This is a genomic window from Aminobacter sp. LjRoot7, from assembly GCF_964252895.1.
Taxonomy (GTDB): domain Bacteria; phylum Pseudomonadota; class Alphaproteobacteria; order Rhizobiales; family Rhizobiaceae; genus Aminobacter; species Aminobacter aminovorans_B.
Genome location: NZ_CAXUPX020000010.1, coordinates 109444 through 135602, shown reverse-complemented (window position 1 = coordinate 135602; position 26159 = coordinate 109444). Strand labels below are relative to the sequence as shown.

The following is a 26159-nucleotide window of genomic DNA, read 5'->3' as shown; positions in this document are numbered from 1 at the left end:
CACAGCGATAATCGAATCGCCGGTTCCTGTCACGACGGTCGATTGTACCAGCCACATCGGCCTCCAGCTTCGCAAAAGCTGTCACGACCTCTCTGCAGGAGGGCGAGGGTGCGGTTGGCGGCCGCGAGCGGTGAAGCACACTGACACGGTACGACGCCGGTCCCGGGAGCGGGTGCCGACGACACCAGCGATTTTTAGGTCTGTTCTTAAATCTCCTGCAAGCAGCGGCTGGCATCATAGCGGCATGAGAATCGCCACGATCACCCATTGGGCATACGGCATCACTGTCGTCCTGACGGCGCTTTCCGGCGTTTCGTTCATCCTGTCGTCCAACAGCGCCCTTCAGGAGCGCGCTGCGGCAGAGGAGCATCTCACACTCGATACATTGGCCGAAGAGCTCGCACTTGGCGCCGAAGCGCGCAGCGACGAGGCGAGGCTGTACGTCATGCGCGGCGAGGCGCGCCATCTCCAGGCATTCCGCGCCGACGAGGCTGCCGAACGGCGGCTGGAGGCCGTCGCATCGGAACTGGCCGCACGCAATCCCGCACTTGCGGAAGCAGCGGCGCTGCAGCAGATCGACGCCCAGGCGGAGGAACTGGACAAGCTCGAGGCGGCCGCCATCGAGGCCTATCAGGGTGGAAACAAGACGGCCGCGCAGGAAGCCCTTTTCGGCGCCGAGCACGAAAGGGTCCAGAATGCGCTGCTTCAGACGGTCACCCATTTTCGCGACCTGACCGCTGCACGCACGACCGCAGCGCTTGAAGCGGCTCGCGACCGCAGCAACTGGTGGAGCCTGGTCGCCAAGATCATGCTGGCGACCACAGGGGCGCTGTTTCTGGCGGTGCTCTATTTCGTTCTCAGCCTGCGGGTGGCGACGCCTCTGCGCCACATGACCGGCATCGTCAGCCGTCTCGCCAAGCAGGATTACAGCGTCGAGGTCCCGGTCAAACGCCGGGCCGACGAAATCGGCGAGATGAGCGACGCCATCGAGGGGTTCCGTACGAACCTGATCGAGCGCGAAAAGCTCGACGCCGAACGGCTTGCCGACAAGCATATGAAGGACCTCATCCTCCAGATGATGCACCGGGTGCAAGCATGCCGCGACCAAGGCGAACTGACCGATGTGGTCGTGCGCTTCGCGCCGCAGATCTTCCCCGACCTCGCCGGTTGCCTTTACATCCTCAACGAAGGCAACACGTCGCTGACGCGCGTCGGCCTGTGGCATGACCCGGAACACTCGCCGGCAGAGTTTCCGGCCGCCGCTTGCTGGGGCCTGCGGCGCGGCCGCTCACACCACAGCGGCGTCAATGGCGCTGATGTTCCGTGCCAGCATGTAGATCCGCCCGGTGTGGCGACGCTCTGCGTGCCGCTGACGGCCCAGGGCGACATGATCGGGCTGCTCTATCTCGAAGAGCGTGTAGATGGCTCGCTCGAACCAGCGGGGCCGCGACTCTACCTCGAACTAATCGCCGAAAATGTCGGCCTCGCCATTGCCAATCTGCAATTGCAGGAAAAGCTGACGGCACTTGCCGTGAGCGATCCGCTCACCGGCCTGTTCAACCGCCGGTTCCTCGACGAGACGCTGCGGCGTTACGCCCGGGACCACAGGGACGAGCAGCTTGCCTGCCTGATGATCGACATCGACCATTTCAAACGCTTCAACGACCAGTTCGGCCATGACGCCGGCGATCTTGTCATGCAATTCGTCGGGCAGTCCCTGCGCGAGGCCTGTGCGTCGTCAGGCGATGCCTTCCGCTTCGGCGGCGAGGAGTTCACGGCATTGCTGCCGTCCTCCGGCGAGGCGGAGGCCGTGGCGCTTGCCGACACGTTGCGGGCGAAGATCGGCGGCGTCGCGCTCTCCCATGCCGGCAAGGTGCTTGGCGCGGTTTCCGTCTCCGTCGGGGTGGCGGCGTCTCCGACGGGCGGTTCGATCGAAACACTTGTGACGCGTGCCGACGCTGCCCTGCTGGAGGCGAAAGCCGGTGGCCGTAATCGTACGATCGCCGCAAGCGAGATCAGGAAATCCGCCTGAGGCGCTCCCCTGCCAACGCATGTCGACGACTGATGATGCCATGTCCCGCAGTGTGGCAGGCATTGCCACGCCGTGTCTGCTGTCGCTTATAGTGGGCAGCGGGGGAAGGGCTCATGTCTAGGGATCATCAGACAATCGTCGTTGCTGGTGCCGGCAGCATTGGCTGCCACGCCGGGGCGTGCCTGGCGCTGGCCGGTCGCGACGTGACCCTGTTGGCGCGGCCTCGCGTTGCCGATGCAGTCCGTGCAGGTGGCCTGCGGGTCAGCGACATCGACGGTTTCGATCGCCTGCTTGCCGACGATGCCATCGCGGTCACGGTCGACGCGTCAGTGCTTACGGATGCCGATGTCGTGCTGGTTGCGGTGAAGAGCGGCGACACCGCCGCCATGGCCGAACTTGTCGCGCGACATGCGCCGGAAAGTGCCGTCGTCGTCAGCCTGCAGAACGGCATCGACAACGCGGCCAAGCTGCGGGCAGCGCTCGGCCGACGCCGGGTGATCGCCGGCATGGTGCCGTTCAACGTCGTCCAGTCGGCCGAAGGCGAGCTGCCGCTGCATGTCCATCGCGCCAGCGCCGGCACGGTGCTGATCGAGGCCGGAGACGAGAGCCTGCGGAAGCTGCTCGATGTCGCAGGTTTTGCTGTTGCCGCCCATGCCGACATGCCTGGCGTCCAGTGGGGCAAGCTTTTGATGAACCTCAACAATGCGCTCGTCGCGCTCTCCGGATTGCCCTTGGCGGCGCAACTGGCCGATGTTAGATGGCGCCGTATCCTCGCCGACCAGATCGACGAGGCGCTGGCGGCGATGAAGGCGAATGGCATCGCGCCCGCGAAAGTCACGACCGTGCCGCCCGCGCTGCTGCCGACGGTGCTGCGCCTGCCCGACTGGCTGTTCCTGCGCATGGCCAAGCGCATGCTGGCCATCGACCCGATGGCGCGCTCGTCGATGTGGGAGGATCTCGAACGGCGGCGGAAGACGGAGATTGACGCACTGCAAGGCGTCATCCTCGGACTGGCACGGAAAGCCGGAACGCCAGCCGCGCTGACCGAGTGCATCGTCGCCCTGGTGCGCGAAGCGGAAGCTAGGGGCAAGGGTTCGCCCAGGCTGAAGCCGGAGCAGGTCGCCTAGGTCTGTCGCGTCGCCTCGATCAGCGTGATCTTCTGCCAGATCTTGCGCGACAGGTTGGAGCCGAGGTCTTCTATGTCATTTACCGCACTCGTCACCACCTCGTCCTGGATGGCCTGCGCGAAAAGTGCTGCGAGCTTGCCGGTGACCGACAGCATTTCCGAACAATAGTCGAGATAGCGGGCCAGCTCGGCCGGGTCCTTGATCCGCTGCGGCGAATGCGCGGTCGGCATGAAGGCGCCCGACAGGGCCGCCGGGTCCTTGGTCAGCTGGTGCATGTCGATGACATGGATCAGCGAGCGCAGGCCGTGCAGTTCCTTGAAGATCTGCTTGCGCTTGAGCCGTTGCTCGACGCTGTTGAGCGCAAGGAAGCCGACGCCGCCGAGGATCAACGTGTTGAGAGTCGCCTCCACGCCCTGCACGAAGTCGAAGGCGCCGGTCGAGATGCGGTCGAAGGACAGGATCGAGCCGACGAAAACGAACATGCCGGCGCCGAGTATGATTACCGACCAGGTGAGAACCCTGAGCCACCAGATCGGCCGCGCCAGCCTTTCTGCTGCTGCGGCAAGATCGCGTGACATGACGACGAGTTCGGAGGCTACGCTGGCGAGGCCGGAATTCGGGAAACGGTCGCCGATGCGCGCCTCCAGCGACTGCGCGGTGTCTGCGATCTTCTCCGGGTCAAGCGTTCTGTAGGACATCGCACCCGGCCCTTTGCCTGCTGTTACTGCGGTGCGTTGGTGTGGTTGCCGAACTGGTTCGGCCCCGGAGTGCCGGGGAAGAAGCACAGCGCGATGAAGGCGAAGATCGACACCACCGGAATGAACAGCGCGACCGCGAACAGGCCGGGCTTGTCGAAGTCGTGCAGGCGTTTGACGCTGAAGGCGATGTGCGCCCACAGGAAGATCAGGAAGGTTGCGCCGAACAGCATCGACCAGACCTGCGCCGCGCCGCTTTCGGGATGCACGCGCATGAACTGGTAGAGCGGGAACGACATCACCACCAGCATGAACAGGAAGCCAAGCAGGTAGGCCGCGCGGTTGACGCGGCCCGAGAAGCGAAAGAACAACCAGAAGAGCTGGGATTTGTCAGGCAAGTGGGTCCGGTCCGAATTGGTTGGCGCCCCTGGTGCCTTCGAGGATGCCGAGTTCGACCAGGATCCAGATGGCGCCGATGACGGGCACGAGTGCAATCAGGCTCCACCAGCCCGACTTGTCGCGGTCATGCCAGCGTTTGGCATAGATTGCCAGCGCGAAATAGATCATGCCGATTGTGACGATGATGGAGATGACGCCGGCGCCTGAATTGCCGATGTCGAGACCGAGCATCATGTCGAGCAGGTTGGCGACGATGCTGACGGCGATCATGACGCCGATACCGGCCCAGAACTTGGCCCGGTTGATGCGACCATCGAAGCTGGTCAGAAGATACTTCCAGTCCATTTCACCCCTCCGAAGCTAACCGGCGCACATATCGTGCGCCGGTCGAAGTTGCTTCGGATCGCGTGAAAGATCAATCGCGCAGCAGTTCGTTGATCGAGGTCTTGGAGCGGGTCTTGGCGTCGACGCGCTTGACGATGACGGCGCAGTAGAGGCTCGGGCCCGCGTCGCCGTTTGGCAGCGGCTTGCCCGGCAGCGAGCCGGCGACGACGACCGAATTCGCCGGCACTTCGCCGTAGAACACTTCACCCGTGGCACGGTCGACGATCTTGGTCGACTGGCCGATGAACACACCCATGCCAAGCACCGAGCCTTCACGCACGATGCAGCCCTCGACGACTTCCGAGCGCGCGCCGATGAAGCAGTTGTCTTCGATGATGGTCGGGCCGGCCTGCATCGGCTCAAGCACGCCACCGATGCCGACGCCTCCGGACAGATGCACGTTCTTGCCGATCTGGGCGCAGGAGCCGACCGACGCCCAGGTGTCGACCATGGTGCCGGTGTCGACATAAGCGCCGACATTGACGAAGGACGGCATCAAAACGGCGCCGGGGGCGACGAAGGCCGACTTGCGTACGACGGCTGAGGGCACGGCGCGGAAGCCGGCCTTCTCGAAGTCGACAGCGCCCCAACCGTCAAACTTGGACGGTACCTTGTCCCACCAAGAGGCGCCGCCGGGCGCACCCGAGATCAGTTCCATCGGGTTGAGGCGGAAGGACAGCAGCACCGCCTTCTTGAGCCACTGGTTGACGTGCCATTTGCCGTCGTCCTGGCGCTGGGCGACGCGGGCAACACCCTTGTCCAGCAGGTCGAGCGCGGTCTCGATGGCGTCGCGGACCTCACCACGGGTCGACGTCGAAATGCCGTCGCGTTCCTCGAACGCCCGATCGATTGTCTTTTCCAGGCTGGCGAGATCGGGCTTCGACATAAACATCTCCGTTACGGGCCGTTAAGGTTAAGGCTTCTAAGCTGGCATAAAATCGCGCGGACCCTATTTCAGGCTTATCTGGGGGTCAATCGCGGTGACGCCGCGGAATGTCGCGGGCAACGAAATTTGAGGTCGAGCATATAATGAATCCAATGGACAAGGCTGGCTGGACGCCGCTGCCGCACTCCGACGAGGATCTGGAGCGTTCCAAGAGCGTACCCGACACGCCGCAGACACGCGCCTCGACCTACAGGCTTGCCTGGAACGACGAAGACTTCATGACCCAGCGCGACCTGCGCCCGGTGCGGCTGCAGCTCGAACTGCTCAAGACCGAGATGATCCTGGCCGAGCGCGGCATCCGTTCGACGGTCATCCTGTTCGGTGGCGCGCGCATCCCGGAACCGGGTGGCGAGGCCTGGGCTGCCAAGAACGAGACGCAGCGCAAGAACCTCGAGGCCAACAGCAAATATTATGACGAGGCGCGCAAGTTTGCCCGCCTGTGTTCGCAGCACTCGGCCGCGTCCTACTATCGCGAGTTCGTCGTCGTCACCGGCGGCGGTCCAGGCGTCATGGAGGCCGGCAATCGCGGTGCCGACGACGTTGGCGCGCCGTCCATTGGCCTCAACATCGTGCTGCCGCACGAGCAGGCCCCCAACCCTTATGTGACGCCGGAGCTGTGCTTCAACTTCCACTACTTCGCCATCCGCAAGATGCATTTCGTCATGCGCGCCAAGGCGGTAGCGGTGTTCCCCGGCGGATTCGGCACGCTGGACGAGTTCTTCGAGACGCTGACGCTGATCCAGACCGGCCGCATGGAGCGTGTGCCCGTCATCCTGTTCGGCAAGTCATTCTGGAAGCGTGCGATCGACCTCGACTTCCTCGCCGACCAGGGCACGATCACGCCTGGCGACCAGGACATCATCGACTTTGTCGACACCGCCGACGAGGCTTGGGACATCATCGCCAAGTTCTACAGCCTTTGAGCCGTCGTCCAGCGGCCGCGGCCGGTGGACGAGCGTCACCAGCACGAAGGAAATGATCATCAGGAGATACCAAGCGCCGAGTTTCTGGATCGAAACCGGCGTCCAGCCGTCGTGCTGGCCGGGATAGATCCAGGCGTGCGACCAGGTGCCGATGTTTTCGGCGAACCAGATGAACAGCGAAACCAGCAGGAAGCCGAGCAGCAGCGGCATGCGGTGGCGGAAGCGGAAGACGCGGTAGTGCACGACGGTGCGGAAGTAGAGCACCGCCGTGACCGCGAACAGCCCGTAGCGGATGTCGATGACGAAGTGGTGGGCGAAGAAGTTGACGTAGATCGCCGCGCACAGAAGCACCGTCGCCCATAGCGGCGGGTAGTGTGTGTAGCGCATGTCGAAGATGCGGCTGACGCGGGCGAGGTAGGAACCCACGGCCGCATACATGAAACCAGAAAACAGCGGCACTGCGCCGATGCGGAAGAGGCTGTCTTCCGGATAGGCCCACGAACCGGCCGAAGTCTTGAACACCTCCATCGCGGTGCCGACGATGTGGAAGATCAGGATGACCTTGGCTTCCGACGGCTTCTCCAGCTTGAGTGCCAGCATGGCCAGCTGGATGGCGACGGCGGAGAGGAACAGGAAGTCGTAGCGCGCCAGTGCCGCGCCGTCCGGCCACCACAGCTTGGTTGCCATGATCAGCGCCAGCATGGCGCCTCCGAACAGGCAGGCCCAAGCTTGTTTCAGCCCGAAGACGAGGAATTCGACGACCGCGCCTGAAAAGCCTCCGGCGGGCAGGCGGTCGAGCACGGCATGTGCCGCCGCATCGATCCGCGCCTCGACGGAGGTAAAACGGCTCAAGCGGCGTTGGCCTCGACGATAGTGGTCAGGAAGCTCGCGAGATCGTCGGTGACGTAGTCGACGTCGTCCTCGTGGGTCGGATCGCTTTCCCAGATCTCGGAGAAGGTCGGCTCGAAATTGCGCGGCACGATCAGCACCGTGGTCATGCCCAGCGACTTCGGCACCGACAGGTTGCGTGCCAGGTCTTCGAACATCACGGCATTGGCGCCGGTGACCTTGTGCAGCGCGGCGAAGGTCTCGTAGGGCTGGCGCGACGGCTTAGGCATCAGGCCGGCGGCGACGATGTCGAAGATGTCGTCGAAATGGTCGAGGATGCCGAGCTGGCGTGCGGTGCGCTCGGCGTGGCTGCGGTTGCCGTTGGTGAAGATGAACTTGCGGCCAGGCAGCTGGCGGATGGCAGCACCCAGCACCGGATCCGGCACCAGCCAGGAATAGTCGATGTCGTGGACGTGTTCGAGGAATGCGTCGGGATCGATGCCGTGGCGCTGCATCAGCCCGTTCAGCGTCGTGCCGTACTCCAGATAAAGCTCTTTCTGTAGCTTGCGCGCGTCCTCGCGCGACAGCGTCAGAAGCTCCGCGACATAGCCGGTCATCTTCACGTCGATCTGCGAAAACAGATTCGAATGGTGCGGATAGAGCGTGTTGTCGAGGTCGAAGACCCAGTCGGTGACGTGGTCGAAGCGAGCGGGATCGGGTGTGTCGGTCATGACGCCCTTATGCCACGGTTCGAGAATTTTGGAAGCACCTGCATAAGGCCAGTCTGGCTCTCGACAATGGCCAAAATTCGGAGGACACCAGATTCAACAAGGTGGGTCAAATTTTAACTACCGCTGAAAGATGACCTTCAGTTGATGCTGGCATTTCAAAGCCGGCAGGGAGTCGAAATGAAAATCGTCGTACTTAAAACAGCCGCTGTGACCTTGATTTCGATCTTGGGTTCGCTTGCACTGGTCTTGACGATCGTGCCGGCGCTGGGGGGAACAGTTGGCGCCATCGCCTGGCTGATGTGCTTGCTGTGTCCGCTGTTCATTGCGACCCCGCTGGGCTTCTTCACCTTCCTGCAGGAGAGGAAGCTGAAGCTTGCCCATGAAGACCTGACGCGGGCCCACGCTCAGCTCGCCGCCGCACATCGCCGCCTGTCGGAGAAGGCGAGCCGCGACGAGATGACGGGCATGCTCAACCGCGAGAACTTCTTTGCCGCACTCGACGGCTCCAGGCGCAAGTCGGATCGTGGCGCGCTGCTGATCATCGACGCCGACCACTTCAAGCAGATCAACGACAGCTTCGGCCACCTGACCGGCGACCAGGCCTTGCTGCAGATCGCCGCCGCCATCACCCGCGGCGTGCGCAGCGGCGACATCCTTGGCCGCATCGGCGGCGAGGAGTTCGGCGCCTTCTTGGTGGGCGCGACGGTCGACGAAGCCAAGCTGGTGGCCGAGCGCATTCGCAGCGAGGTCGAGGCACTTCGCTTCCAGCCAAACGACGAGCGTGCCGTGCCGCTGACGGTCAGCATCGGTGGCACTGACTGCGAAGCGGAAGCAAACGTTTCCGAACTGATGCGCAACGCCGACAAGCGCCTCTATGAGGCCAAGCGTCGTGGGCGCAATCGTGCCATCTTCGATATGGGCGTTCCCGAAGCGGCGTAGCGACGCGCGAATCGGCCCATGACATGACCGGGGCGATGGCGTTTGCCGTCGTCCCTTCTTGCTTTTGAGATCGGCCGTTACCATCCGCCTCGACGAAAATCCTGCACGAAAATCGCGGTACAGTCCGGTCACGTCGGGACCAAAAATGAGCCTGGGCTTAGACTGCCAGCCGATTCGCCCTACATCGATCGCGTAGGCCTCGGATGTAGCCAGCATCGCTGGTGCAACGTTTTTTGCGAGCCTGTCGAAACCAGGCGGTTCAGAACGACATATGTCCGCATGCATGATGCGATCTCGACGCAGATGCCTGCATGGAACCGTTCGGCGGCCTCACGGGCAGGCCGGGATGGCAGTCCAAGGATCGGCTCTCGCAGTCAAAGGAATCGGAAATGACTTTTTCCCATAGCTCGCCGGCGACGCCCGAAGACGCCTATCCCAGGCGTTGGATCGCGATGGCGATCCTGCTGCTGGCGGGCTTCATGAACCTGATCGACGTAACCATCGTCAACGTCGCGCTGCCGCGCCTGCAGTCGGGTCTTGGCGCGACGAGCAGCCAGATCGAATGGGTGGTGGCAGCCTATGTGCTTGCCTTCGCGCTCGGCCTGCTGCCGTTTGGCCGGCTCGGCGACGTGGTCGGCCGCAAGCGCCTGTTCCTGATCGGCGTAGCAAGTTTCACCGTCTTTTCGGCCTTGTGTGGGCTGGCGCCGACAATGACGACCTTGATCCTTGCGCGCGTTCTGCAGGGACTGGCGGGCGCGATGATGATGCCGCAGGTGCTGGCGATCACCCAGGTGATCTTTCCGCCGCAGGAACGCGGCTTCGCCTTCTCCCTGTTCGGCCTGTCGGCGGGCCTCGCTTCCGTCGCCGGCCCGCTTGCCGGCGGCATGCTGATCAGCGCGGACCTGTTCGGCCTCGACTGGCGGCCGATCTTCCTGGTCAACATTCCGATCGGGATCGCCGCCGTGATTGCCGGCCGGGCACTCATCCCCGATATGCCCGGGCGGCCCGAGCTTACGCAGGATCCGCTCGGCATCCTGATCGCCAGTGCCGCGGTCTTCCTGCTGGTATTTCCGCTCATCGAAGGCCACGCCTATGGCTGGCCGCATTGGACCTTTGTGATGATCGCACTGTCCATTGGTGCCATGGTCAGCTTCTTCCTGCACCAGAAGGCGCGGGCCAAAGGCGAGAAAAGCCAGTTGCTGCCGGTGGCCCTGATGACCAATGGCAACTTCCTGCTAGGCTCCGTGATGACCATGACCTTCTTCTCCGGCGTCGCCGGCTTCTTCCTGGTCCTCGCCGTGTTCCTGCAGACCGGTTTCGGGCTGACGCCGCTGCAGTCCGGGCTGACGACGGTGCCGTTCCCCATCGGCGTGCTGATCGCTTCGCTGATTTCGGGGCGGCTGGGCAGCCGCTGGCCGCAGCGGCGCATCGTTGCCGGCGCGCTGGTCATGGGCATCGGCATGGGCTGGCTGCGCTTCGTCGTTGCCAATGTCGGCGATGCCGTCGACCACTGGAATTTTGTCCTGCCGCTGCTGATGTGCGGCTTCGGCATGGGCATCGCAATCTCGTCGCTGTTCCAGACCGTGCTGTCGACAGTGCCGCCGCGCGACGCCGGTTCGGGCTCGGGCGCGGTGCAGGCCTTCCAGCAGATCGGCGCTGCCCTCGGTATTGCCGTCACCGGGCAGATCTTCTTCTCGACCCTGGACGGGAGGGCGAGCGAGCTTTCGCATGTCGCCTTCGTCTCCGCCATGGAGCACGCGCTCGTCTATGAGATGGTGGCGTTCGCCCTGGTGGCTGCGATGGTGTTCTTCCTGAAGCCGGCTACCCCGCAAGGCACCCGCGGCCAAACGGTCGAGGACAGGCAGCCGCTTCCCGTGGAGATGTGACGGGGACGACCAATTCCCTGGATCAATGCATCACCCCGAAAATCGATTCCGAATTTCAGGGCGATGCTGTAGAGGCGGACATGCGGCCGCTCCGGCCGCCTTCCAGCTGACACTGAACCGACATGCCATTGTGGATCCCCATCACCATTGCTGCCGCCTTCCTGCAGAACCTGCGGTCGGTGGTGCAGAAACACCTGAAAGGCGTGATGGGCACCACCGGTGCCACATTCGTGCGCTTCGGTTTCGGTTTTCCCTTCGCGCTCGCCTTTGTCGGCGTGCTGCATTTCGTCGTCGGCTACGAGTTGCCGGCCCTGAACAGGACGTTCTTCATTTGGGCGGTGGTCGGCGGCCTTGGCCAGATCGCCGCGACCTTCCTGTTGATCCACCTGTTTTCGTTCCGGAACTTTGCCGTCGGCACCGCCTATTCGCGCACCGAGCCGGCGCAGGCGGCCTTGTTCGGGCTGCTGTTCCTTGGCGAGCGCGCGACGGCAGGCGCAATCGCTGCCATCGCCATCAGCGTCTTCGGCGTGATGCTGATCTCGGTCGCGCACACCGCATTCACCGCGCGCACGCTGGTGACTTCCGTGCTCAGCCGCAACGCGCTGATCGGGCTGGCCTCGGGCACGTTCTTCGGCATTTCGGCAGTCGCCTACCGCGCGGCGTCGCTTTCGCTCGGCGGGCCGAACTTCATGATGCAGGCGGCAGTCACGCTGGCCGTCGTCATCGTCTTCCAGACGCTGATCATGCTGGGCTGGATCCTGTGGAAGGAGCGCGACGAGCTGCCTCGCATCGCCAAGGCCTGGCGCCCGGCGCTCTTCACCGGCCTCGTCGGCGCCTCGGCCTCCTTCGGCTGGTTCATGGCGATGACGCTGCAGCAGGCAGCGATCGTCAAGTCGCTCGCCCAGATCGAGATGCTGTTCACCTTCGCGTCCAGCGTCTTCTTCTTCCGCGAGCGCATCAACCGGCTCGAAATAGCCGGTTGCGTGCTGATCGTCGGCGGCATCCTGGTGCTGCTCGCCGTAGGCTGAGCGCCTAGACCGTCGCGGGATCGCGCGGCTGCTCGGCTTTCCAGCGCTTGATGATACCGGCGAGATCGCTGTTCTGGAACGCATCCTTCAGCGTGTCGAAGGACGGCAGCACGAAATAGGCGCGCTGGAACTTGTCGATCTCGTAGGTGGTACGCATCACCGTCTCGATGTCGAAAGGCACCTGGTGCGCGTCGGGGCTTTCGACAGCGAACTGCAGCTCTGTGAAGGACGACATCAGGCCGGCGCCGAAGGCCTTGAGCGGCTGGCCGGGTTCCTGCATCAGCCCGTACTCGGCGGTGTACCAGTAGAGCCGGGTGATCATCTCGTCGCCGCCAAGCGCGATCAGGTCGGTCGCCTTCTCGCCATACATCTGCATGAAGTCGCCGAACACCGGCTGGCTCAGCACCGGCACGTGGCCGAAGAAGTCGTGGAACATGTCGGGCTCGACGATGTAGTCGAGCTCGTCGCGCGTCCTCAGCCAGTTGGTGACGGGGAAGCGGCGGTTGGCCAGATGGTCGAAGAACGGCTGTGCCGGGATCAGCCCGGGCACCGCCACGATCTCCCAGCCGGAGAGCTTGCGCAGCTTCTCGCTAACTTCGTGAAAATCCGGGATGCGGTCGACGAGGCCAAGCGCCGACATGCCGTCGAGATAGGATTTGTGCGCCAGACGCTGGGTCAGCTTGGTCTGGCGGTCGCACAGCGTGCGCCACACATCTTGCTCGGCTTGGCTGTAGTCGTATTTCTGTTCGACGGTGAAATCCGCCCGGCAGACGCTGTAGTCGCCGCGCAGCCCCTGGGCCGCGCATTCCTGTGCGTAGTCTTGAACGCTGATGCTCATGTCTGATCCTCCCCGGAAACAGCTTTGATGAGGAATCATAAGCGCTGCGGTCGAGCGGAATTCACCTCTTTGCGCGCATCTCTGCGAGATTTGAGGTATATTCACCCAAATTGCCAAAGCGGGTAGTGAAAATGCCTCAGTTTGACGAGTTTGAGATCAGGATGCTCGACATTCTCCAGCGCGACGGGCGCAAGCCGGTTTCCGAGATCGCGCAGGAGATAGGTCTTTCCAACACGCCCTGCGCCCGCCGCTTCGAGGCGCTGCAGGAAGCCGGCGTTATCAAGGGATTTTCCGCTCGCATCGGCCGGCGCGCGGTCGGTCTGATGGTCGAGGTCTTCGTCCAGGTCAGGCTGGTCAGCCACAGCGACGATTCGCCGGAAAAATTCATTGCCGCCGTGCAGCGCATGGACGAGGTCTCGGCCTGCTGGACGATGACCGGCGACTACGACTTCCTGCTGCATGTCATGGTGCCCAACGTCGACGACCTCAACGCTTTCGTCATGCACCGGCTGATGCGCCTGCAAGGCGTGCGCGACGTGCACACGCAGCTGGTGCTGCAGAACATCAAGGGCCCCGGCCACGTGCCGCTTGCGCATTTGCGGGGTTAGGGGAGGGACTAAGGGTCGGGATAGGTGAGCGGGTAATGTTCGCCGACGAGACAGTTGACGGGTTTCTGGGCCTGGATTTTCAGGACGCCGGGTGCATCGGTGATGCCGCCGACTTCGAGCACGAGCTTGCGGCGGATGGCGGTGATGAACTCGGATGCCAGGTGGATCGGCAGCACGAACGAGCCCGGGCCGCCGGTGACGCATTCGGCGTAATAGCGGTCGATGTCTTCGAGGCTTCCTGTCGGCCGGACGAGGATCGGCAGGCCGTTGATGATAATCCCTTTTGCAACCGCGTTGTTGCGCGCCACCTCCACCGGCGCGCCGAGGTTGTTCGGTCCGTCGCCCGAGATGTCGATGACCTTCTTTTCGCCGCGGAAGACATTTTGCTCCAGCAGGTTCGAACCGAACGCCACGGCGTTCGAGATCGAGGTGCCGCCAGATCCGCCGATAGGTTTGACGGCGAGGGCGGCTGCGAAGGCATCGGCGCTCGCCGCGCCGTCGATGATCTGCCACGGAATGACCGATTCCGGCCTTACGGTTCCCGCCCACTCGAAATAGGTCAATGCGATCCGGCCTCGGGAGCCCGCCAGCACGGCATTGATGAAGTCGGGATGGCGCAGCGCCCTGACGTAGCCGGCGCGCTGAAGCGCGAACTCGCCTTCGTCCATCGAACTCGAAACGTCGACGGCCAGCACCAGTTCGACATCCACGATCCCAGCGTCCACACCAGTGACCGGCGTGGCAGGCAATTCGCAACCCGTGCACAGGATCAGTGCCAGCGCAGCCAGCATTGTTCGTCGTCCGAGAGACCCAGAGGTCAGTGTGCGTCAATGCTGGGAAAAGGAAAGCCGCAGCGCTTCAAGGCTTCGTGAATACGAGGCCTGTTCTTGAAACGACAAGGCCGGCAAAAGCCGGCCTGTCTTTGTCCTTTGAGGAAGGTTGCCCGCTCCTTACGGAACGATCAGCGTTCCCGCACCGTGCTCGGTGAACAGCTCGAGCAGCACCGAATGCGGGGTCTTGCCGTTGAGGATGACGACGCCTTCGACGCCGCGCTCGATCGCCTCGATGCAGGTTTCGACCTTGGGGATCATGCCGCCCGAAATCGTGCCGTCCTTGATCAGCGCCTTGGCGTCGGCGACGGTCAGCTCGTCGATGAGCTTCTTGTCCTTGTCGAGCACGCCCGGCACGTCGGTCAGGAACAGCAGGCGCGAGGCCTTGACCGCGCCGGCGATGGCACCCGCAAAGGTGTCGGCGTTGATGTTGTAGGTGTGGCCGTCGCGGCCAGGCGCGACGGGCGCCAGCACCGGGATCATTTCCGAACGGGCCAGCAGGTCGAGCAACGTGCGGTCGACTTCGACAGGCTCGCCGACGAAGCCGAGATCGATCACCTTCTCGATGTTGCTGTCGGGGTCGACCATGGTCTTCTTGGCCTTTTCGGCGAAGACCATGTTGCCGTCCTTGCCGCACAGGCCGATCGCCCATTCGCCTTCGGCGTTGATGAGGGCGACGATCTCCTTGTTGATCGAGCCGGCCAGGACCATTTCGACGATCTCGACCGTCTTCTGGTCGGTGACGCGCAGGCCGCCTTCGAACTTCGATTCGATGCCCATCTTGGTCAGCATCGCGCCGATCTGCGGGCCGCCGCCGTGGACGACGATCGGGTTGACGCCGGATTGCTTCAGTAAGGCAATGTCGCGGGCAAAGGCGCGGCCGAGCTCGACATTGCCCATGGCGTGGCCGCCGTACTTCACCACGACGGTCTTGTTTTCGTAGCGCTGCATATAGGGCAAGGCCGCGGAGAGCAGGGCAGCCTGCATTTCGGCGGTGGCGGCGACGTTCGTCGTCATCGGCATGGTCCCGGATCGGTGGAAAAGGTCGGCGCGGTCTTAGCCGGAAACCGGGCAGGGGGCAAATGGTTCGATGGCCCTGGCGCGCATGTAACGCATGCCCACGCGCCGCGAAAACGGTTGCATGTCGCCCGGCACTCTAAACAGCAGTTGCAAATAGTTTTGCGCGACGTAACTTGGCGGTCATGACGCCGCAGGACATCACCAAGCTGATTGTTCGGACCTCGATGAAGGACCGTGCGGCCTTCGATTTGCTCTACCGGCAGACGAGCGCGAAACTTTTCGGCGTCTGCCTGCGTGTATTGAACGACAGGGCAGATGCCGAGGAAGCGCTGCAAGAGGTCTTCGTCAAGATCTGGACGAAAGCGGACCGCTTCGCAGTTTCTGATCTCAGCCCCATTTCGTGGCTTGTAGCAATCGCGCGCAATCATGCGATCGATCGCATACGGGCGCGGCGTCAGGCGCCTCTCGCAATCGATGAGGCGCTCGAGGTCGCGGATCCGGGGCCGGGGCCAGAGGCTGCAGCAGTGGCGGGCGGCGAAGCCGAGCGCATCCATGGCTGCCTGGAGGAACTTGAAAAGGACAAGGCCGCCGCGGTTCGCGGCGCCTATCTCAAGGGGGAGAGTTACAACGAACTTGCGGACCGCCACGGCGTGCCGTTGAACACGATGCGTACCTGGCTGCGCCGCAGCCTGCTCAAACTTAGGGAATGTCTGGAAAGATGACGCTCGCGCAAGACAATGGACAGGAACGTGGGGGCGACGACCTAGTCGCCGCCGAATACGTTCTCGGCGTCCTGCCTGCCGACGAGCGGCGTCAGGCCAGTGCCCGCATCGATGGCGAGCCTGGTTTCGCCCGCATGGTCGACCAGTGGGAAGTGCATTTCGCCCCGCTCGCCGCGGCCTACCCGGAGATCGAGGCCCCGGCCTCGGTGAAGCCGGCGATCGACCGCAGGCTGTTCTCTGGGACCGCGACGTCGTCGGCGCCAAGCACGCAAGGCTCTACAGGCCTGTGGGCCAGCCTCGCCTTCTGGCGCGGCCTGGCAACGGCGGCCGTCGCTGCCCTCGCGCTTTATATCGCTGTCCCCTACATCAACCCGCCCGCCGGCTTGCCGCAGGAGCGCATGGTTGCCTCGCTTGCCGCTGACGGCAGCGACGTCAAGTACATGGTCATGTACGACGCAGCTACCGGCGAAGTCGGCCTTTCACATGTCGCGGGCGAACGTGGTGCCGGCAAGGACTTCGAGCTCTGGATGATCGAAGGCACCAATCCGCCGGTGTCGATGGGCGTCATTCCCGTGGGCACGACCATGAAGATGCCGGTCAAGGAAGACATGCGCGCCAAGCTCGCTGCTGGCGCGGTCCTTGCCGTCAGCCTCGAGCCGACGGGCGGCTCGCCGACCGGCCAGCCGACCGGTCCGGTCGTTGCCGCCGGCGACCTTCGCGACATCTGATCCAGGAAATAATTGCCCGAATTCGCGAAGGGCTGAAACTTTTCTCCTGCGTGACCGTACCTATAAGGTTTGCCAAAAGATTAGATTGAAAGAAATGAAATATTTCTCTCGAGAATGTGAAACTATATGATCTCATACTCGTAATTCCTTGTGCCTTTCCAATTCGGGAAACAACCCAAGGAGTTACATGATGCGTAAGATCTCTATCGCTTTGCTCGCCGGTGCTTTTTCCGCTCTTGCCAGCTTTGCTTATGCCGAAAACCCGATGGTTGGCGGTGCCGCGATGTTTGCCGACAAGAACATCGTCGAAAACGCGGTCAATTCGAAGGACCACACCACGCTCGTCGCTGCCGTGAAGGCGGCCGGCCTGGTCGAGACGCTGCAGGGCAAGGGCCCGTTCACCGTCTTCGCACCAACCAATGAAGCCTTCGCGGCTCTTCCGGCCGGCACTGTCGAGACCCTGCTCAAGCCTGAGAACAAGGACAAGCTGACCAAGATCCTGACCTGCCATGTCGTCGGCGCCAAGGCGATGGCAGCTGATGTCACCAAGATGGTCGCGGATGATGGCGGCGCCCACAAAGCAAAGACCGTCGGTGGTTGCGAACTGACGCTGAAGGCCGATGGCGGCAAGGTCACCGTGACCGACGAGAATGGCAATGTCGCCAATGTCACGATTGCCGATGTCGAGCAGTCGAACGGCGTCATCCATGTCATCGACAAGGTTCTGCTGCCCAAGATGTAAGCCCGGGGGGCAGCGTGGTTGTGCGACGCTGTCGCTCCCTGAGGCTCGCGCAATCGGCAACGCGCCCCGCAACGGTCACCGTTGCGGGGCGTGGTTCGTCGGGCGCCGGCTCCAGACCCTCAAGCCCTGTTGATTTCGCCGTGATACGGTGCCGGCCTATGGTCGGCCAGGAGAAATGCCATGGACCGCCGTACATTCCTGCTGGGCAGTGCCGCGTTCGCCGTTCTTGCCGGCTTTGTCGTCTCGAGGCGATTGACCATCGCCGCCCCTGCATTGGCCGAGACTTTTGAAGTCACCAAGACAGATGCCCAGTGGCGGGCAATCCTTTCTCCCGCAGCATTCGCCGTGCTGCGCAAGGAGGATACCGAGCCGCCTGGGTCGAGCCCGCTGCTCAATGAGCACCGCAAGGGCACGTTCAACTGCGCCGGCTGCGACCTGGCTGCCTACTCGTCCGAGACCAAGTTCGATTCCGGCACCGGCTGGCCGAGCTTCTGGGACGCGCTGCCCAATTCGATCGGCACCAATGTCGATACGTCGCTGCTGATGACCCGCACCGAAGTGCATTGCCGCCGCTGCGGCGGCCATTTCGGCCACATCTTCGACGATGGCCCGCCGCCGACCAACAAGCGCCATTGCATCAACGGACTGGCCCTGACGTTCAGGCCGGCCGCGGCCTGATCTTTTCCTGAAAATATCCCTTGACCTCAAGATATATTGAGGTTGCATGAATGCGCTCTCACGGGATCCAGGATGGAAAAAGGAGAGCAGCGATGAGCCAGAATGCAGAGAACGAACAGAACGGCCCGGTGGCGTTCGTCAACATCTTCACCTTGAAGCCGGGCAAGCTCGACGAGTTCATCGCGCTGCAGAAGATCAATCTGGACCGTTCGGTTGGCAATGTGCCGGGATGGCGCGGCAGCCGGCTGCACCGGGCGATCGACGGCGACACGGCGATCATGATCAGCACATTCGATTCAGTCGCCGATCACAACGGGGGTGCATCAGACGCAAGGGTTCGCCGAGCATATCGCCAAGGTCGGGCCACTGATCGAGAGCGTGACGCCGGCCTATTATCAGGTCGTCCACGAGGTGAAGCAGGCCTGAGGCCGGTTTGCCTCAGAGTGCATGTGACGGCGGCCCTAATCAGCCGCCGTTGACCACCAACGCGATCGCCGCGCGCAGTTCGTCCAGGCCTTCGTTCTTCTCGGACGAGGTTGCCAGCACGGTCGGGAAGGCGGCGGCGCGCTTCTTGATTTTCAGAAGCGTGTCTTCGATCAGCGGCTGCACGCCGGCGGCCTTGATCTTGTCGGTCTTGGTCAGCACGATCTGGTAGGAGATCGCCGCCTTGTCGAGCAGGGTCAGCACCTCCTCGTCGTTCTTCTTGATGCCGTGGCGGGAATCGATCAGCAGGTAGACGCGCTTGAGCGTCACCCGGCCGCGCAGATAGTCGAACACCAGCTTGGTCCAGGCATCGACCTGTTCCTTCGGCGCCTGGGCGTAGCCGTAGCCGGGCATGTCGACGAGCGCCATCGGCGGCAGGTCGCTTGCCTCGCCGGAAAAGCCATCCGGAACGAAATAGTTGAGCTCCTGCGTGCGCCCCGGTGTGTTCGAGGTGCGGGCGAGGCCGCTGTGGCGAACCAGCGCGTTGATCAGCGACGACTTGCCGACATTCGAACGGCCGGCGAAGGCGATCTCCGGCGGGCCTTCCGGCGGCAGGAACTTCATGGACGGCACGCCGCGGATGAAAACCCAGGGGCGCTTGAAGAGCTCGGCATCCACCGTGCGATTGGTCGTATGTTCGTTCAAGCCGCTGCCTCCAGCAGAGAAATATCCGAGCCGCGAATGGCCTTGAGGTTGCGGCCGATCTTGTCCACCGGCCAATCCCACCAGGCAATCGTCAGAAGCCGTTCGATGGTCTTGTCGTCGAAACGCTTCTTGACCACGACGGAAGGATTGCCGGCTACGATCGCATAAGGCGGTACGTGCCTGCTGACAACCGATTTCGCAGCAATGATGGCGCCGTGGCCGATATGGACCCCCGGCAGGATCACCGCTTCCATGCCGATCCAGACGTCATTGCCGAGCACCGTGTCGCCGCGCACCTCCTGCTGCCAGGTGGCGAGGTCGAAGCCTTCCTCCCAGCCATGGCCAAAAATATTGAACGGATAGGTCGAAAATCCGGACATGGCGTGGTTGGCACCGTTCATGATGAAGCGCGCGCCTTCGGCGATGGCGCAGAACTTGCCGATGATCAGCTTGTCGCCGATGAACGGGTAGTGGTGCAGCACGCATTTCTGCTGGAACAGGTCGGGCCCGTCGGGATCGTCGTAATAGGTGAAGTCGCCGATCTCGATGTTTTCGGCGTCGACGAGGGATTTGAGGAAGCCGACGCGCTTGTGCATCGGTATCGGGTGCTTGATGGCAGGGTTAGGTCCATGCATGGCGTTTCGTCCCCATTGCTGCACGTCAATACCAGTATAGCGCGATCCGCGACGAAGACATCGGCGACGATGATCTTCGAGATTTGGTTTTTGCGTAGTTGGAGACTGGCTTGCTGGATCGACATTGCAAACCGGGGTTCCGCAAGGGCTTGCAGAACCCCGGCCTTTGCCGAGACGGTTCAATTCTGACCGGGGGGGATTGGTCAGAAACCGCCACCCCGCAGGCTGATGCTTGAGAGGCATTGCTCAGCTACGCTGCCGTTTGGAAAAAAGTTTCAGCCCCCGGTTGAAGAAAATTCAGATTGCTCAGAATGCAAAAAAGCCCCGGCGCTTTCCGGGGCTTTTTCGTTTCGTCTCGACTGTCCGGCTATTCCGCCGGTGTCGGTTTCTTCTTGAACAGCGCCACCAGGTTGTCCCACAGCTCGATCTTGGCGCCCTGGCGCTTCATGATCACGCCCTGCTGCAGGATCGACAGCGAGTTGTTCCAGGCCCAGTAGATGACGAGGCCCGCCGGGAACGACGCCAGCATGAAGGTGAACAGGATCGGCATCCAGGTGAAGATCATCGCCTGGGTCGGATCCGGAGGGGTCGGGTTCATGCGCATCTGCAGGAACATGGTGACACCCATGATCAGTGGCCAGACGCCGATCATCAGGAAGGCAGGCACGCCCCACGGCAGCAGGCCGAACAGGTTGAACAGCGAGGTCGGATCCGGCGCGGCCAGGTCGTGGATCCAGCCGAAGAACGGAGCATGGCGCATTTCGATGGTGACGTAGAGCACCTTGTAGAGCGCGAAGAACACCGGAATCTGGATCAGCACCGGCCAGCAGCCGGCCAGCGGATTGATCTTCTCGGTCTTGTACAGCTCCATCATCGCCTGTTGCTGCTTCATCTTGTCGTCCGCGTATTTCTCGCGGATCTCAAGCATCTTCGGCTGCACCATCTTCATGTTCGCCATCGACTTGTACGACTTGTTGGCGAGCGGGAAGAAGATGGCCTTGACGATGACGGTGGTGGCGAGGATTGCCAGACCGAAGTTGCCGAGCATCTTGTAGAGGGTGTCGATGAGCCAGAACATCGGCTTGGTGATGAAGTAGAACCAGCCCCAGTCGATCAGCAGGTTGAACTGGCGGATCTGGCGGTCTTCTTCATAGGCGTTGATCTTGGCCACTTCCTTGGCGCCGGCGAAAACCAGCGTCTCGACGGTAGCCGACTGACCGGCCGCAACTGTGATCGGGTCGGTCATGAAGTCGGCCTGGTAGCGTGGGCGACCGTCCGCGAAATAGGAGAAGCGTGGCTGGAACGGCTGCTTGGCCGAAGGCACCAGCGACGCTGCCCAGTACTTGTCGGTGATGCCGAGCCAGCCGTCGGTCGATTTGCCAGGCAGGATCTGCTTGTCTTCCTCGATGGTCGAGTACTTGATCTCCTGCAGGCCTTCGGTGCCGGTGACGCCGATCAGGCCTTCGTGCAGAACGTAGGTCGAGGCATGCAGCGGCTTGTCGAAGCGGGTCAGGCGGCCATAGTTCGACACAGCGATGTCGGCGGCGCCGGCGTTGGTGACAGTGTCGGTCACCGTGAACATGTAGTTCTGGTCGACAGCGATGGTGCGCTTGAAGGTCAGGTTCTTGTCGTTGGTGTAGGTCAGCGTGACGGGCGTTGCCGGCGTCAGCGTGGCGTTGGCTTCGGCCGTCCAGACGGTGTCGGGACCCGGCACGGCACCCGTGGCCTCGGAGCCGACGAAGCCGATCTCGCTATAGAAGCCCGACGGCAGGGCCTGCGGGTTCAGCAGTTCAATAACGGGCGAATTCGGTTCGACAGTGACGCGGTAGTGCTTGAGGCTGATGTCGTCGATGCGCGCGCCGGTCAGGTTGATCGAACCCTTGAGGCTCGGCGTGTCGACAGGGACGCGGCCCGAGGCAGCAAGCGCCTGTGCACGGTCGGCCACGGCGACCTGCGTCGTCGGCGCGCCGGGGACACCGGCCTGCGGCGTCGCTGGCAAGCCGGCGCTGGTGCCCGGTGCGGTGCCGGGCGTGCCTGCTGCCGGGGCCTGCTGCGCCACGCGCTCTGCCTCGATGCGCGCGGCTTCGCGCTGCGATTCGACGCGCGGGTTCATGTAGAACACCTGCCAGAGCGTCAGGATCAGCACCGACAAGGCGATGGTGATGAAGAAGTTACGGTTGTTTTCCATCGAAAGCCCTTATCGCGTTCCGCGAATACGCCGAGAAAGTTCGGCCGTGATCTGGCCGAAGGGCGCGGTGAGCACGTCTTCGCGCCCGACGATCACATAGTCTTTGCCGGCGGCCATGTCACCTGCGGCATGTGTACGAACGGCTTCCCTGAGGCGCCGCTTCACGCGATTGCGAACAACCGCATTGCCGACCTTCTTGGTGACGGTGTAGCCGACCCGCGGCCCCGCACTGTCGTCGCGATCCAGAACCTCGACGAGAAAAAACCGCCCGCGCCGCTTGTCACCGCGGCGGACGGCCAGAAACTGTTTTCTTTTCAGAAGCCGTTCGGGGCCGCGTCCATACGGAGCAGACCCCTCTGGCTTGCCGTCAGCGGGCAAGGTTCCCGCCTATGGCTTAGGCGGAAAGCCGCTTGCGGCCGCGGTTGCGGCGAGCTGCGACGACGCCACGACCACCCTTGGTTGCCATGCGAGCACGGAAACCATGACGGCGCTTACGGACGAGTTTGGAAGGCTGATAGGTACGCTTCATTTGTTTTTACACCGCGGCGTGCGGCCCTTCTTGATTCTGTCACTTTGTAACAGGAGCTTGGCTCAGCTTGCCTCGACGCGATCAAAAACCGCGACGGAAGCGGGTCCCGAGCGTGTGCGGGCTTATAGAAAGAAGGTATCGCGAAGTCAATCCGCCGGTGCCGGCGCCACCGAAGGTTGTTGCCCGCTGTCAGCAGAAGACAGGGGACAGCGCCGCCACCCAGACATTTTGCAGTGCGGAATTTGCAACTGCGTTGCGATCGCCTATCTTTGCCATAAAGGGGATGCAAGGCAGTTCGTACTCATTTTAGTCCGAAGCGCATCATTCCCGCACTGGCCTCGCAGCAAAGAACAGCATGACTGAAGCAGCCGATACCGGTGTATTTCCCGGAAAACAGGCGGACCGTTCGGTTCCGCTTTCGCGCGGCCTGTCGGCCAAGCTGCTGCTGCTGACCATCGCCTTCGTACTCTTCGCCGAAGTGCTGTTCTTCCTGCCCTCGGTCGCAAGCTTCCGCATCCGCTGGCTCGAGGAGCGTCTGGCCACTGCCGCGGCCGTCGCCACGATCCTTGTGCAGGGCGACCCGACCACGCTTTCCCGCGCAGCCCAGAACGACGTGCTGGCGGCGATCGGCGCCAAGGCCATCGCCGTGCGCGACGGCGGCGTGTCCCGCCTGCTTGTCGTCGCCGACATGCCGCCCGAGGTCGACGAGCATATCGACATCGCCAAGGAAGGCGTGCTCGACTCGATGCCCGACGCCATCGACACGTTGCTGTTCGGCGGCAACCGCATGCTGCGTGTCTACGGCCGGGTAGGCGAGAGCGCCAAGGAGTTCGAACTCGTCATCCCGGACTACCGGCTGCACCGCGCCATGCTCGCCAATGCACGCTACATCGTGTTCGTTTCCCTGCTCATCTCGCTGTTCACTGCGGCACTGGTCTATGCCGCCATCGACCGCATCATGATCAAGCCTATCCGCGCCATGACGCGCTCGATGCTGGCCTTCTCCGATGCCCCGGACAATCCCGCCGGCGTCATCGCTCCCGAAGCCCGCTCCGACGAGATTGGCCTTGCCGAGCGCGAGCTGGCGGCGATGCAGACGCACCTGCAGCGGATGCTGCACGAACAGAAGCATCTCGCCGACCTCGGCCTCGCGGTGTCGAAGATCAACCACGACATGCGCAATATCCTGGCCTCGGCGCAACTGATGTCCGACCGCCTGCGCATGGTCAAGGATCCGGCCGTGCAGGCCTTCGCGCCGAAGCTGCTCAGAACGCTCGACCGTGCGGTTGCCTATTCAGAGAACGTGCTGTCCTACGGCCGCGCCCAGGAACCGGCGCCGGCGCGCCGCCGCCTGCGGCTGAGCCAGCTTGTCGACGACGTTCATGGCCTGCTCGGCCTCGAGCCCGAATCGGGCATCGAATTCTTCAATGCCGTCGACACTGAGTTCGAGATCGAGGCCGATCCAGACCAGCTGTTCAGGGTGCTGACAAATCTGTGCCGCAACGCCGTGCAGGCCATGGCGGGCGCCGCCGACATCGCCATCGTCAATCGCCTGACCGTCTATGCCGAGCGCGAGGGCAGCGTCAGCCGCATCCTGGTTGCGGATACCGGCCCCGGCCTGCCGCAAAAGGCGCGCGAGAACCTGTTTGCCGCCTTCCGCGGTTCGGCCCGCAGCGGCGGCACCGGCCTCGGCCTCGCCATCGCCTACGAGCTGGTGCGCGCGCATGGCGGGCAGCTGGAACTCGTCGAAAGCGCCGGCGGCCGCACCGTGTTCGCCGTCACCATCCCGGACCAGCCGGTTCGTCTCGACGAAGCACGTCAGGGCATGCGCCGTCCGGCCTGATCAAAAAACTTTGCCGGCGGCGGCTTGCATTTCACAATTCCAGCCTTTAGGTAGCGCCCATCGCCGCAGTCGATTGACCGCAGCGTGTTGGCCGTTCAGTCGGCCTGTTGCGCGCCCGTAGCTCAGCTGGATAGAGCACCAGACTACGAATCTGGGGGTCAGAGGTTCGAATCCTTTCGGGCGCGCCATTTTCTCCATCGCCAAAGCCATATTGTTGCCAGCTAGACAGCCTGTTGGCTGATGGCGGTGGCATTAGCCGCGACAACTGCAAGCAGTGCTGACGCGGACGGCCAGTCCATGAAGCTGATTGGCACCGGATACAACTTTGGCAGCGCCTATCGTGGCGTCACCGGCCGCCGACAGGTTTTCCCAGAAAAGTTTGAACGGGGCGGCTTGCAATTCGCCAAGTCAGCGGCTAGTTAGCGCCGGTCGCTGCGGTCGATTGATCGGAGCTTCCCCGGCCGTTTCCTTGATGGCCTAATGCGCGCCCGTAGCTCAGCTGGATAGAGCACCAGACTACGAATCTGGGGGTCAGAGGTTCGAATCCTTTCGGGCGCGCCATTCTCCTTACCTTTTACAATCGACCGTGAAGGCCTTTGCAACAGCGCCGGCCCTCTGTTCGCGCGCCGGTCAGCTGACCGTATTTTCCTTCTTGTGCTCGCAGTCCCGGCCGCTGTCCTGGCCGCCTGGCTGCGGGCAATTTTCGCCGGTGCACTCCTGGGCCTGGGCGTGAGTGATTGCCGCCGGCCCGCTGGCGCCGGCGACAAGGAGAATGGCGATCGAGAAGGCGAAAAGGAGCAGGCGCATTACATCTCTCCTTATGGCTGGGGCGACCAGATGCCGGCAAGTTAGCGGTCGGCGCGGCATGATCGGCGGCGCGCGGCAACCATACTGCCCTTGCGGCAGCATAGCGCAAGTGACGTAGCGACAACACATCTCGCCGGTCGGCTGACGGTGGGGAAAGAATGCCGCAGGGCGGCGTCGTACGGCCGCCGCATTTGCATTTGCCGCGACGGCCATTTTTGTTTAAGGCGATCCTCATGTCGCACTTGCCCGAGACTCTGCTCGCCGGTTATCGCAACTTCATGACCGGTCGCTACGCGGCCGAGACGGACCGTTACAAGTCCCTGGCGCGTGAAGGCCAATCGCCCGAGACCCTGGTCATTGCCTGCTGCGATTCCCGCGCCGCACCCGAAACCATCTTCGATTCAGGCCCCGGCGAGCTCTTCGTTGTCCGCAATGTCGCCAACCTCGTGCCGCCTTATTCGCCGGATGGCGAGTTCCATTCGACCTCGGCGGCGCTCGAATTCGCCGTGCAGGCGCTGAAGGTCAAGAACATCGTCGTCATGGGCCACGGCCGTTGCGGTGGTATCCGCTCGGCACTCGACCCCAATTCGACGCCGCTCTCTCCCGGCGACTTCATCGGCAAGTGGATGAGTCTGGTGGCGCCGGCCGCCGAAACTGTGACCAGCAACACGATGATGACGCAGACCGAGCGCCAGACGGCACTCGAGCGCATCTCGATCCGCTACTCGATCGCCAATCTGCGCACCTTCCCTTGCGTGAAGATCCTCGAGCAGAAGGGCAGGCTGGAACTGTTCGGCGCCTGGTTCGACATTTCGGCCGGCGAGCTGTGGGTCATGGACCGCGAAACCGGCGATTTCGAGCGTACCTCCATCGCCTGACCTCTGGCGGCTGGCCCCATCCCAGAGACTTGAATGGCCTGACGTCTCCGGCCTAGCTTTGCGCAAG

The 26159-nt window shown here is 62.9% G+C and carries 28 protein-coding genes, 2 tRNA genes and 1 pseudogene; 16 read left to right on the top strand and 15 right to left on the bottom strand.

Annotated features, from left to right (window positions below; translation table 11 throughout):
• Positions 1–244: 244 nt before the first annotated feature.
• Positions 245–2032 (top strand): diguanylate cyclase, encoded by a 1788-nt coding sequence (locus ACSQ3E_RS24390; RefSeq protein ID WP_436124632.1) that lies wholly within the window; start codon positions 245–247, stop codon positions 2030–2032.
• A gap of 113 nt (positions 2033–2145) precedes the next feature.
• Complete coding sequence (locus ACSQ3E_RS24385) at positions 2146–3159, top strand: 2-dehydropantoate 2-reductase (protein WP_436124631.1); 1014 nt, start codon at positions 2146–2148, stop codon at positions 3157–3159.
• Here ACSQ3E_RS24385 and ACSQ3E_RS24380 read toward each other — a convergent pair.
• The 4 genes from ACSQ3E_RS24380 to dapD form a co-directional block, all read right to left on the bottom strand.
• Positions 3156–3857: a hypothetical protein gene (locus tag ACSQ3E_RS24380; protein WP_436124630.1), complete on the bottom strand. Its 702-nt coding sequence runs from the start codon at positions 3855–3857 to the stop codon at positions 3156–3158. The two genes, ACSQ3E_RS24385 and ACSQ3E_RS24380, sit on opposite strands and share 4 nt — an antisense overlap.
• Before the next feature lie 23 nt (positions 3858–3880).
• Positions 3881–4252: a DUF805 domain-containing protein gene (locus ACSQ3E_RS24375; protein WP_310319376.1), complete on the bottom strand. Its 372-nt coding sequence runs from the start codon at positions 4250–4252 to the stop codon at positions 3881–3883.
• Entirely contained in the window at positions 4245–4598 is a 354-nt protein-coding gene (locus tag ACSQ3E_RS24370) for a DUF805 domain-containing protein (protein WP_310319373.1), read from the bottom strand. Before ACSQ3E_RS24370 ends, ACSQ3E_RS24375 begins: the two co-directional genes overlap by 8 nt.
• 70 nt (positions 4599–4668) lie before the next feature.
• Positions 4669–5523 (bottom strand): 2,3,4,5-tetrahydropyridine-2,6-dicarboxylate N-succinyltransferase, encoded by an 855-nt coding sequence (dapD, locus tag ACSQ3E_RS24365; protein ID WP_436124629.1) that lies wholly within the window; start codon positions 5521–5523, stop codon positions 4669–4671.
• 143 nt (positions 5524–5666) lie between these two features.
• On the opposite strand from dapD, the gene ACSQ3E_RS24360 reads away from it, so the two are divergent.
• On the top strand, positions 5667–6506 hold the full coding sequence (locus ACSQ3E_RS24360) for an LOG family protein (protein WP_310319367.1): 840 nt from the start codon (positions 5667–5669) through the stop codon (positions 6504–6506).
• 6 nt (positions 6507–6512) lie between these two features.
• Here the strand turns inward: ACSQ3E_RS24360 and ACSQ3E_RS24355 are convergent.
• Positions 6513–7358, bottom strand: a pseudogene (locus ACSQ3E_RS24355) (DUF817 domain-containing protein); the annotation flags it as partial.
• The gene (locus ACSQ3E_RS24350; protein ID WP_310319364.1) at positions 7355–8065 is read right to left on the bottom strand and encodes a pyrimidine 5'-nucleotidase; all 711 of its coding nucleotides are present in this window, start codon (positions 8063–8065) and stop codon (positions 7355–7357) included. The gene ACSQ3E_RS24350 and the pseudogene ACSQ3E_RS24355, both read right to left, overlap by 4 nt.
• A gap of 177 nt (positions 8066–8242) precedes the next feature.
• On the opposite strand from ACSQ3E_RS24350, the gene ACSQ3E_RS24345 reads away from it, so the two are divergent.
• The 3 genes from ACSQ3E_RS24345 (at position 8243) to ACSQ3E_RS24335 (ending at position 11918) form a co-directional block, all read left to right on the top strand.
• Entirely contained in the window at positions 8243–9004 is a 762-nt protein-coding gene (locus ACSQ3E_RS24345) for a diguanylate cyclase (RefSeq protein ID WP_310319361.1), read from the top strand.
• A gap of 389 nt (positions 9005–9393) precedes the next feature.
• Positions 9394–10890 (top strand): MFS transporter, encoded by a 1497-nt coding sequence (locus tag ACSQ3E_RS24340; protein WP_436124628.1) that lies wholly within the window; start codon positions 9394–9396, stop codon positions 10888–10890.
• A gap of 122 nt (positions 10891–11012) precedes the next feature.
• Positions 11013–11918 (top strand): EamA family transporter, encoded by a 906-nt coding sequence (locus ACSQ3E_RS24335; RefSeq protein ID WP_310319355.1) that lies wholly within the window; start codon positions 11013–11015, stop codon positions 11916–11918.
• Positions 11919–11922: 4 nt separating this feature from the next.
• Here ACSQ3E_RS24335 and phhA read toward each other — a convergent pair whose 3' ends face one another.
• Positions 11923–12756 carry a phenylalanine 4-monooxygenase gene (gene phhA / locus ACSQ3E_RS24330; RefSeq protein ID WP_436124627.1) on the bottom strand — a complete coding sequence of 278 codons (834 nt, stop codon included), beginning with the start codon at positions 12754–12756 and terminating at the stop codon, positions 11923–11925.
• A gap of 131 nt (positions 12757–12887) precedes the next feature.
• Here phhA and ACSQ3E_RS24325 point away from each other — a divergent pair, with 131 nt between their 5' ends.
• The gene (locus ACSQ3E_RS24325; RefSeq protein WP_115733974.1) at positions 12888–13364 is read left to right on the top strand and encodes an Lrp/AsnC family transcriptional regulator; all 477 of its coding nucleotides are present in this window, start codon (positions 12888–12890) and stop codon (positions 13362–13364) included.
• A gap of 8 nt (positions 13365–13372) precedes the next feature.
• On the opposite strand, the gene ACSQ3E_RS24320 is transcribed toward ACSQ3E_RS24325, so the two are convergent.
• Together ACSQ3E_RS24320 and argB are read right to left on the bottom strand one after the other, a co-directional pair.
• On the bottom strand, positions 13373–14155 hold the full coding sequence (locus tag ACSQ3E_RS24320; RefSeq protein WP_436124626.1) for a DUF1194 domain-containing protein: 783 nt from the start codon (positions 14153–14155) through the stop codon (positions 13373–13375).
• A gap of 159 nt (positions 14156–14314) precedes the next feature.
• Positions 14315–15217, bottom strand: a complete 903-nt coding sequence (gene argB, locus ACSQ3E_RS24315; RefSeq protein ID WP_172582946.1) for an acetylglutamate kinase — start codon at positions 15215–15217, stop codon at positions 14315–14317.
• Between the two features lie 179 nt (positions 15218–15396).
• Between argB and ACSQ3E_RS24310 the strand changes: the two genes are divergently transcribed.
• From ACSQ3E_RS24310 to ACSQ3E_RS24290, 5 genes are all read left to right on the top strand, one after another.
• Entirely contained in the window at positions 15397–15936 is a 540-nt protein-coding gene (locus ACSQ3E_RS24310; protein ID WP_067965623.1) for a sigma-70 family RNA polymerase sigma factor, read from the top strand.
• On the top strand, positions 15933–16664 hold the full coding sequence (locus tag ACSQ3E_RS24305) for an anti-sigma factor (RefSeq protein WP_436124625.1): 732 nt from the start codon (positions 15933–15935) through the stop codon (positions 16662–16664). The genes ACSQ3E_RS24310 and ACSQ3E_RS24305 overlap by 4 nt, the downstream gene beginning before the upstream one ends.
• A 190-nt stretch (positions 16665–16854) precedes the next feature.
• Positions 16855–17406, top strand: coding sequence for a fasciclin domain-containing protein (locus tag ACSQ3E_RS24300; protein ID WP_436124624.1), 552 nt, complete (start codon positions 16855–16857; stop codon positions 17404–17406).
• Positions 17407–17586: 180 nt separating this feature from the next.
• Positions 17587–18084, top strand: a complete 498-nt coding sequence (gene msrB, locus ACSQ3E_RS24295; protein WP_436124623.1) for a peptide-methionine (R)-S-oxide reductase MsrB — start codon at positions 17587–17589, stop codon at positions 18082–18084.
• Between the two features lie 92 nt (positions 18085–18176).
• Positions 18177–18563: an antibiotic biosynthesis monooxygenase family protein gene (locus ACSQ3E_RS24290; protein WP_436124622.1), complete on the top strand. Its 387-nt coding sequence runs from the start codon at positions 18177–18179 to the stop codon at positions 18561–18563.
• On the opposite strand, the gene yihA is transcribed toward ACSQ3E_RS24290, so the two are convergent.
• From yihA to rpmH, 5 genes are all read right to left on the bottom strand, one after another.
• Entirely contained in the window at positions 18550–19212 is a 663-nt protein-coding gene (gene yihA / locus ACSQ3E_RS24285) for a ribosome biogenesis GTP-binding protein YihA/YsxC (protein WP_436124621.1), read from the bottom strand. The two genes, ACSQ3E_RS24290 and yihA, sit on opposite strands and share 14 nt — an antisense overlap.
• Positions 19209–19847 (bottom strand): CatB-related O-acetyltransferase, encoded by a 639-nt coding sequence (locus ACSQ3E_RS24280; RefSeq protein WP_115733434.1) that lies wholly within the window; start codon positions 19845–19847, stop codon positions 19209–19211. The genes yihA and ACSQ3E_RS24280 overlap by 4 nt, the downstream gene beginning before the upstream one ends.
• A gap of 367 nt (positions 19848–20214) precedes the next feature.
• On the bottom strand, positions 20215–22035 hold the full coding sequence (gene yidC, locus ACSQ3E_RS24275) for a membrane protein insertase YidC (RefSeq protein WP_436124620.1): 1821 nt from the start codon (positions 22033–22035) through the stop codon (positions 20215–20217).
• A 9-nt stretch (positions 22036–22044) separates the two neighbouring features.
• Positions 22045–22413, bottom strand: coding sequence for a ribonuclease P protein component (gene rnpA, locus ACSQ3E_RS24270; protein WP_436124619.1), 369 nt, complete (start codon positions 22411–22413; stop codon positions 22045–22047).
• A 16-nt stretch (positions 22414–22429) separates the two neighbouring features.
• On the bottom strand, positions 22430–22564 hold the full coding sequence (gene rpmH, locus ACSQ3E_RS24265) for a 50S ribosomal protein L34 (protein ID WP_008833937.1): 135 nt from the start codon (positions 22562–22564) through the stop codon (positions 22430–22432).
• A gap of 355 nt (positions 22565–22919) precedes the next feature.
• Between rpmH and ACSQ3E_RS24260 the strand changes: the two genes are divergently transcribed.
• From ACSQ3E_RS24260 to ACSQ3E_RS24250, 3 genes are all read left to right on the top strand, one after another.
• Positions 22920–24407: a HAMP domain-containing sensor histidine kinase gene (locus ACSQ3E_RS24260; protein ID WP_310319320.1), complete on the top strand. Its 1488-nt coding sequence runs from the start codon at positions 22920–22922 to the stop codon at positions 24405–24407.
• A 111-nt stretch (positions 24408–24518) separates the two neighbouring features.
• Positions 24519–24595, top strand: a tRNA-Arg gene (locus tag ACSQ3E_RS24255).
• Between the two features lie 296 nt (positions 24596–24891).
• A tRNA-Arg gene (locus ACSQ3E_RS24250) sits at positions 24892–24968 on the top strand.
• A gap of 69 nt (positions 24969–25037) precedes the next feature.
• On the opposite strand, the gene ACSQ3E_RS24245 is transcribed toward ACSQ3E_RS24250, so the two are convergent.
• A complete protein-coding gene (locus tag ACSQ3E_RS24245) occupies positions 25038–25214 on the bottom strand; it encodes a hypothetical protein (RefSeq protein ID WP_310319317.1) in 177 nt (58 codons plus the stop codon).
• Between the two features lie 233 nt (positions 25215–25447).
• On the opposite strand from ACSQ3E_RS24245, the gene ACSQ3E_RS24240 reads away from it, so the two are divergent.
• A complete protein-coding gene (locus ACSQ3E_RS24240; RefSeq protein ID WP_310319314.1) occupies positions 25448–26092 on the top strand; it encodes a carbonic anhydrase in 645 nt (214 codons plus the stop codon).
• The last annotated feature ends 67 nt before the right edge of the window (positions 26093–26159 follow it).

Bases quoted from the DNA above. Each gene is read 5' to 3' on its own strand.
- ACSQ3E_RS24390 (WP_436124632.1), top strand. From the start codon at position 245: ATGAGAATCGCCACGATCACCCATTGGGCATACGGCATCACTGTCGTC.
- ACSQ3E_RS24385 (WP_436124631.1), top strand. From the start codon at position 2,146: ATGTCTAGGGATCATCAGACAATCGTCGTTGCTGGTGCCGGCAGCATT.
- ACSQ3E_RS24380 (WP_436124630.1), bottom strand. From the start codon at position 3,857: ATGTCCTACAGAACGCTTGACCCGGAGAAGATCGCAGACACCGCGCAG.
- ACSQ3E_RS24370 (WP_310319373.1), bottom strand. From the start codon at position 4,598: ATGGACTGGAAGTATCTTCTGACCAGCTTCGATGGTCGCATCAACCGG.
- dapD (WP_436124629.1), bottom strand. From the start codon at position 5,523: ATGTCGAAGCCCGATCTCGCCAGCCTGGAAAAGACAATCGATCGGGCG.
- ACSQ3E_RS24360 (WP_310319367.1), top strand. From the start codon at position 5,667: ATGAATCCAATGGACAAGGCTGGCTGGACGCCGCTGCCGCACTCCGAC.
- ACSQ3E_RS24350 (WP_310319364.1), bottom strand. From the start codon at position 8,065: ATGACCGACACACCCGATCCCGCTCGCTTCGACCACGTCACCGACTGG.
- ACSQ3E_RS24345 (WP_310319361.1), top strand. From the start codon at position 8,243: ATGAAAATCGTCGTACTTAAAACAGCCGCTGTGACCTTGATTTCGATC.
- ACSQ3E_RS24340 (WP_436124628.1), top strand. From the start codon at position 9,394: ATGACTTTTTCCCATAGCTCGCCGGCGACGCCCGAAGACGCCTATCCC.
- ACSQ3E_RS24335 (WP_310319355.1), top strand. From the start codon at position 11,013: ATGCCATTGTGGATCCCCATCACCATTGCTGCCGCCTTCCTGCAGAAC.
- phhA (WP_436124627.1), bottom strand. From the start codon at position 12,756: ATGAGCATCAGCGTTCAAGACTACGCACAGGAATGCGCGGCCCAGGGG.
- ACSQ3E_RS24325 (WP_115733974.1), top strand. From the start codon at position 12,888: ATGCCTCAGTTTGACGAGTTTGAGATCAGGATGCTCGACATTCTCCAG.
- ACSQ3E_RS24320 (WP_436124626.1), bottom strand. From the start codon at position 14,155: ATGCTGGCTGCGCTGGCACTGATCCTGTGCACGGGTTGCGAATTGCCT.
- argB (WP_172582946.1), bottom strand. From the start codon at position 15,217: ATGCCGATGACGACGAACGTCGCCGCCACCGCCGAAATGCAGGCTGCC.
- ACSQ3E_RS24310 (WP_067965623.1), top strand. From the start codon at position 15,397: ATGACGCCGCAGGACATCACCAAGCTGATTGTTCGGACCTCGATGAAG.
- ACSQ3E_RS24305 (WP_436124625.1), top strand. From the start codon at position 15,933: ATGACGCTCGCGCAAGACAATGGACAGGAACGTGGGGGCGACGACCTA.
- ACSQ3E_RS24300 (WP_436124624.1), top strand. From the start codon at position 16,855: ATGCGTAAGATCTCTATCGCTTTGCTCGCCGGTGCTTTTTCCGCTCTT.
- msrB (WP_436124623.1), top strand. From the start codon at position 17,587: ATGGACCGCCGTACATTCCTGCTGGGCAGTGCCGCGTTCGCCGTTCTT.
- ACSQ3E_RS24290 (WP_436124622.1), top strand. From the start codon at position 18,177: ATGAGCCAGAATGCAGAGAACGAACAGAACGGCCCGGTGGCGTTCGTC.
- ACSQ3E_RS24280 (WP_115733434.1), bottom strand. From the start codon at position 19,847: ATGCATGGACCTAACCCTGCCATCAAGCACCCGATACCGATGCACAAG.
- yidC (WP_436124620.1), bottom strand. From the start codon at position 22,035: ATGGAAAACAACCGTAACTTCTTCATCACCATCGCCTTGTCGGTGCTG.
- rpmH (WP_008833937.1), bottom strand. From the start codon at position 22,564: ATGAAGCGTACCTATCAGCCTTCCAAACTCGTCCGTAAGCGCCGTCAT.
- ACSQ3E_RS24260 (WP_310319320.1), top strand. From the start codon at position 22,920: ATGACTGAAGCAGCCGATACCGGTGTATTTCCCGGAAAACAGGCGGAC.
- ACSQ3E_RS24245 (WP_310319317.1), bottom strand. From the start codon at position 25,214: ATGCGCCTGCTCCTTTTCGCCTTCTCGATCGCCATTCTCCTTGTCGCC.
- ACSQ3E_RS24240 (WP_310319314.1), top strand. From the start codon at position 25,448: ATGTCGCACTTGCCCGAGACTCTGCTCGCCGGTTATCGCAACTTCATG.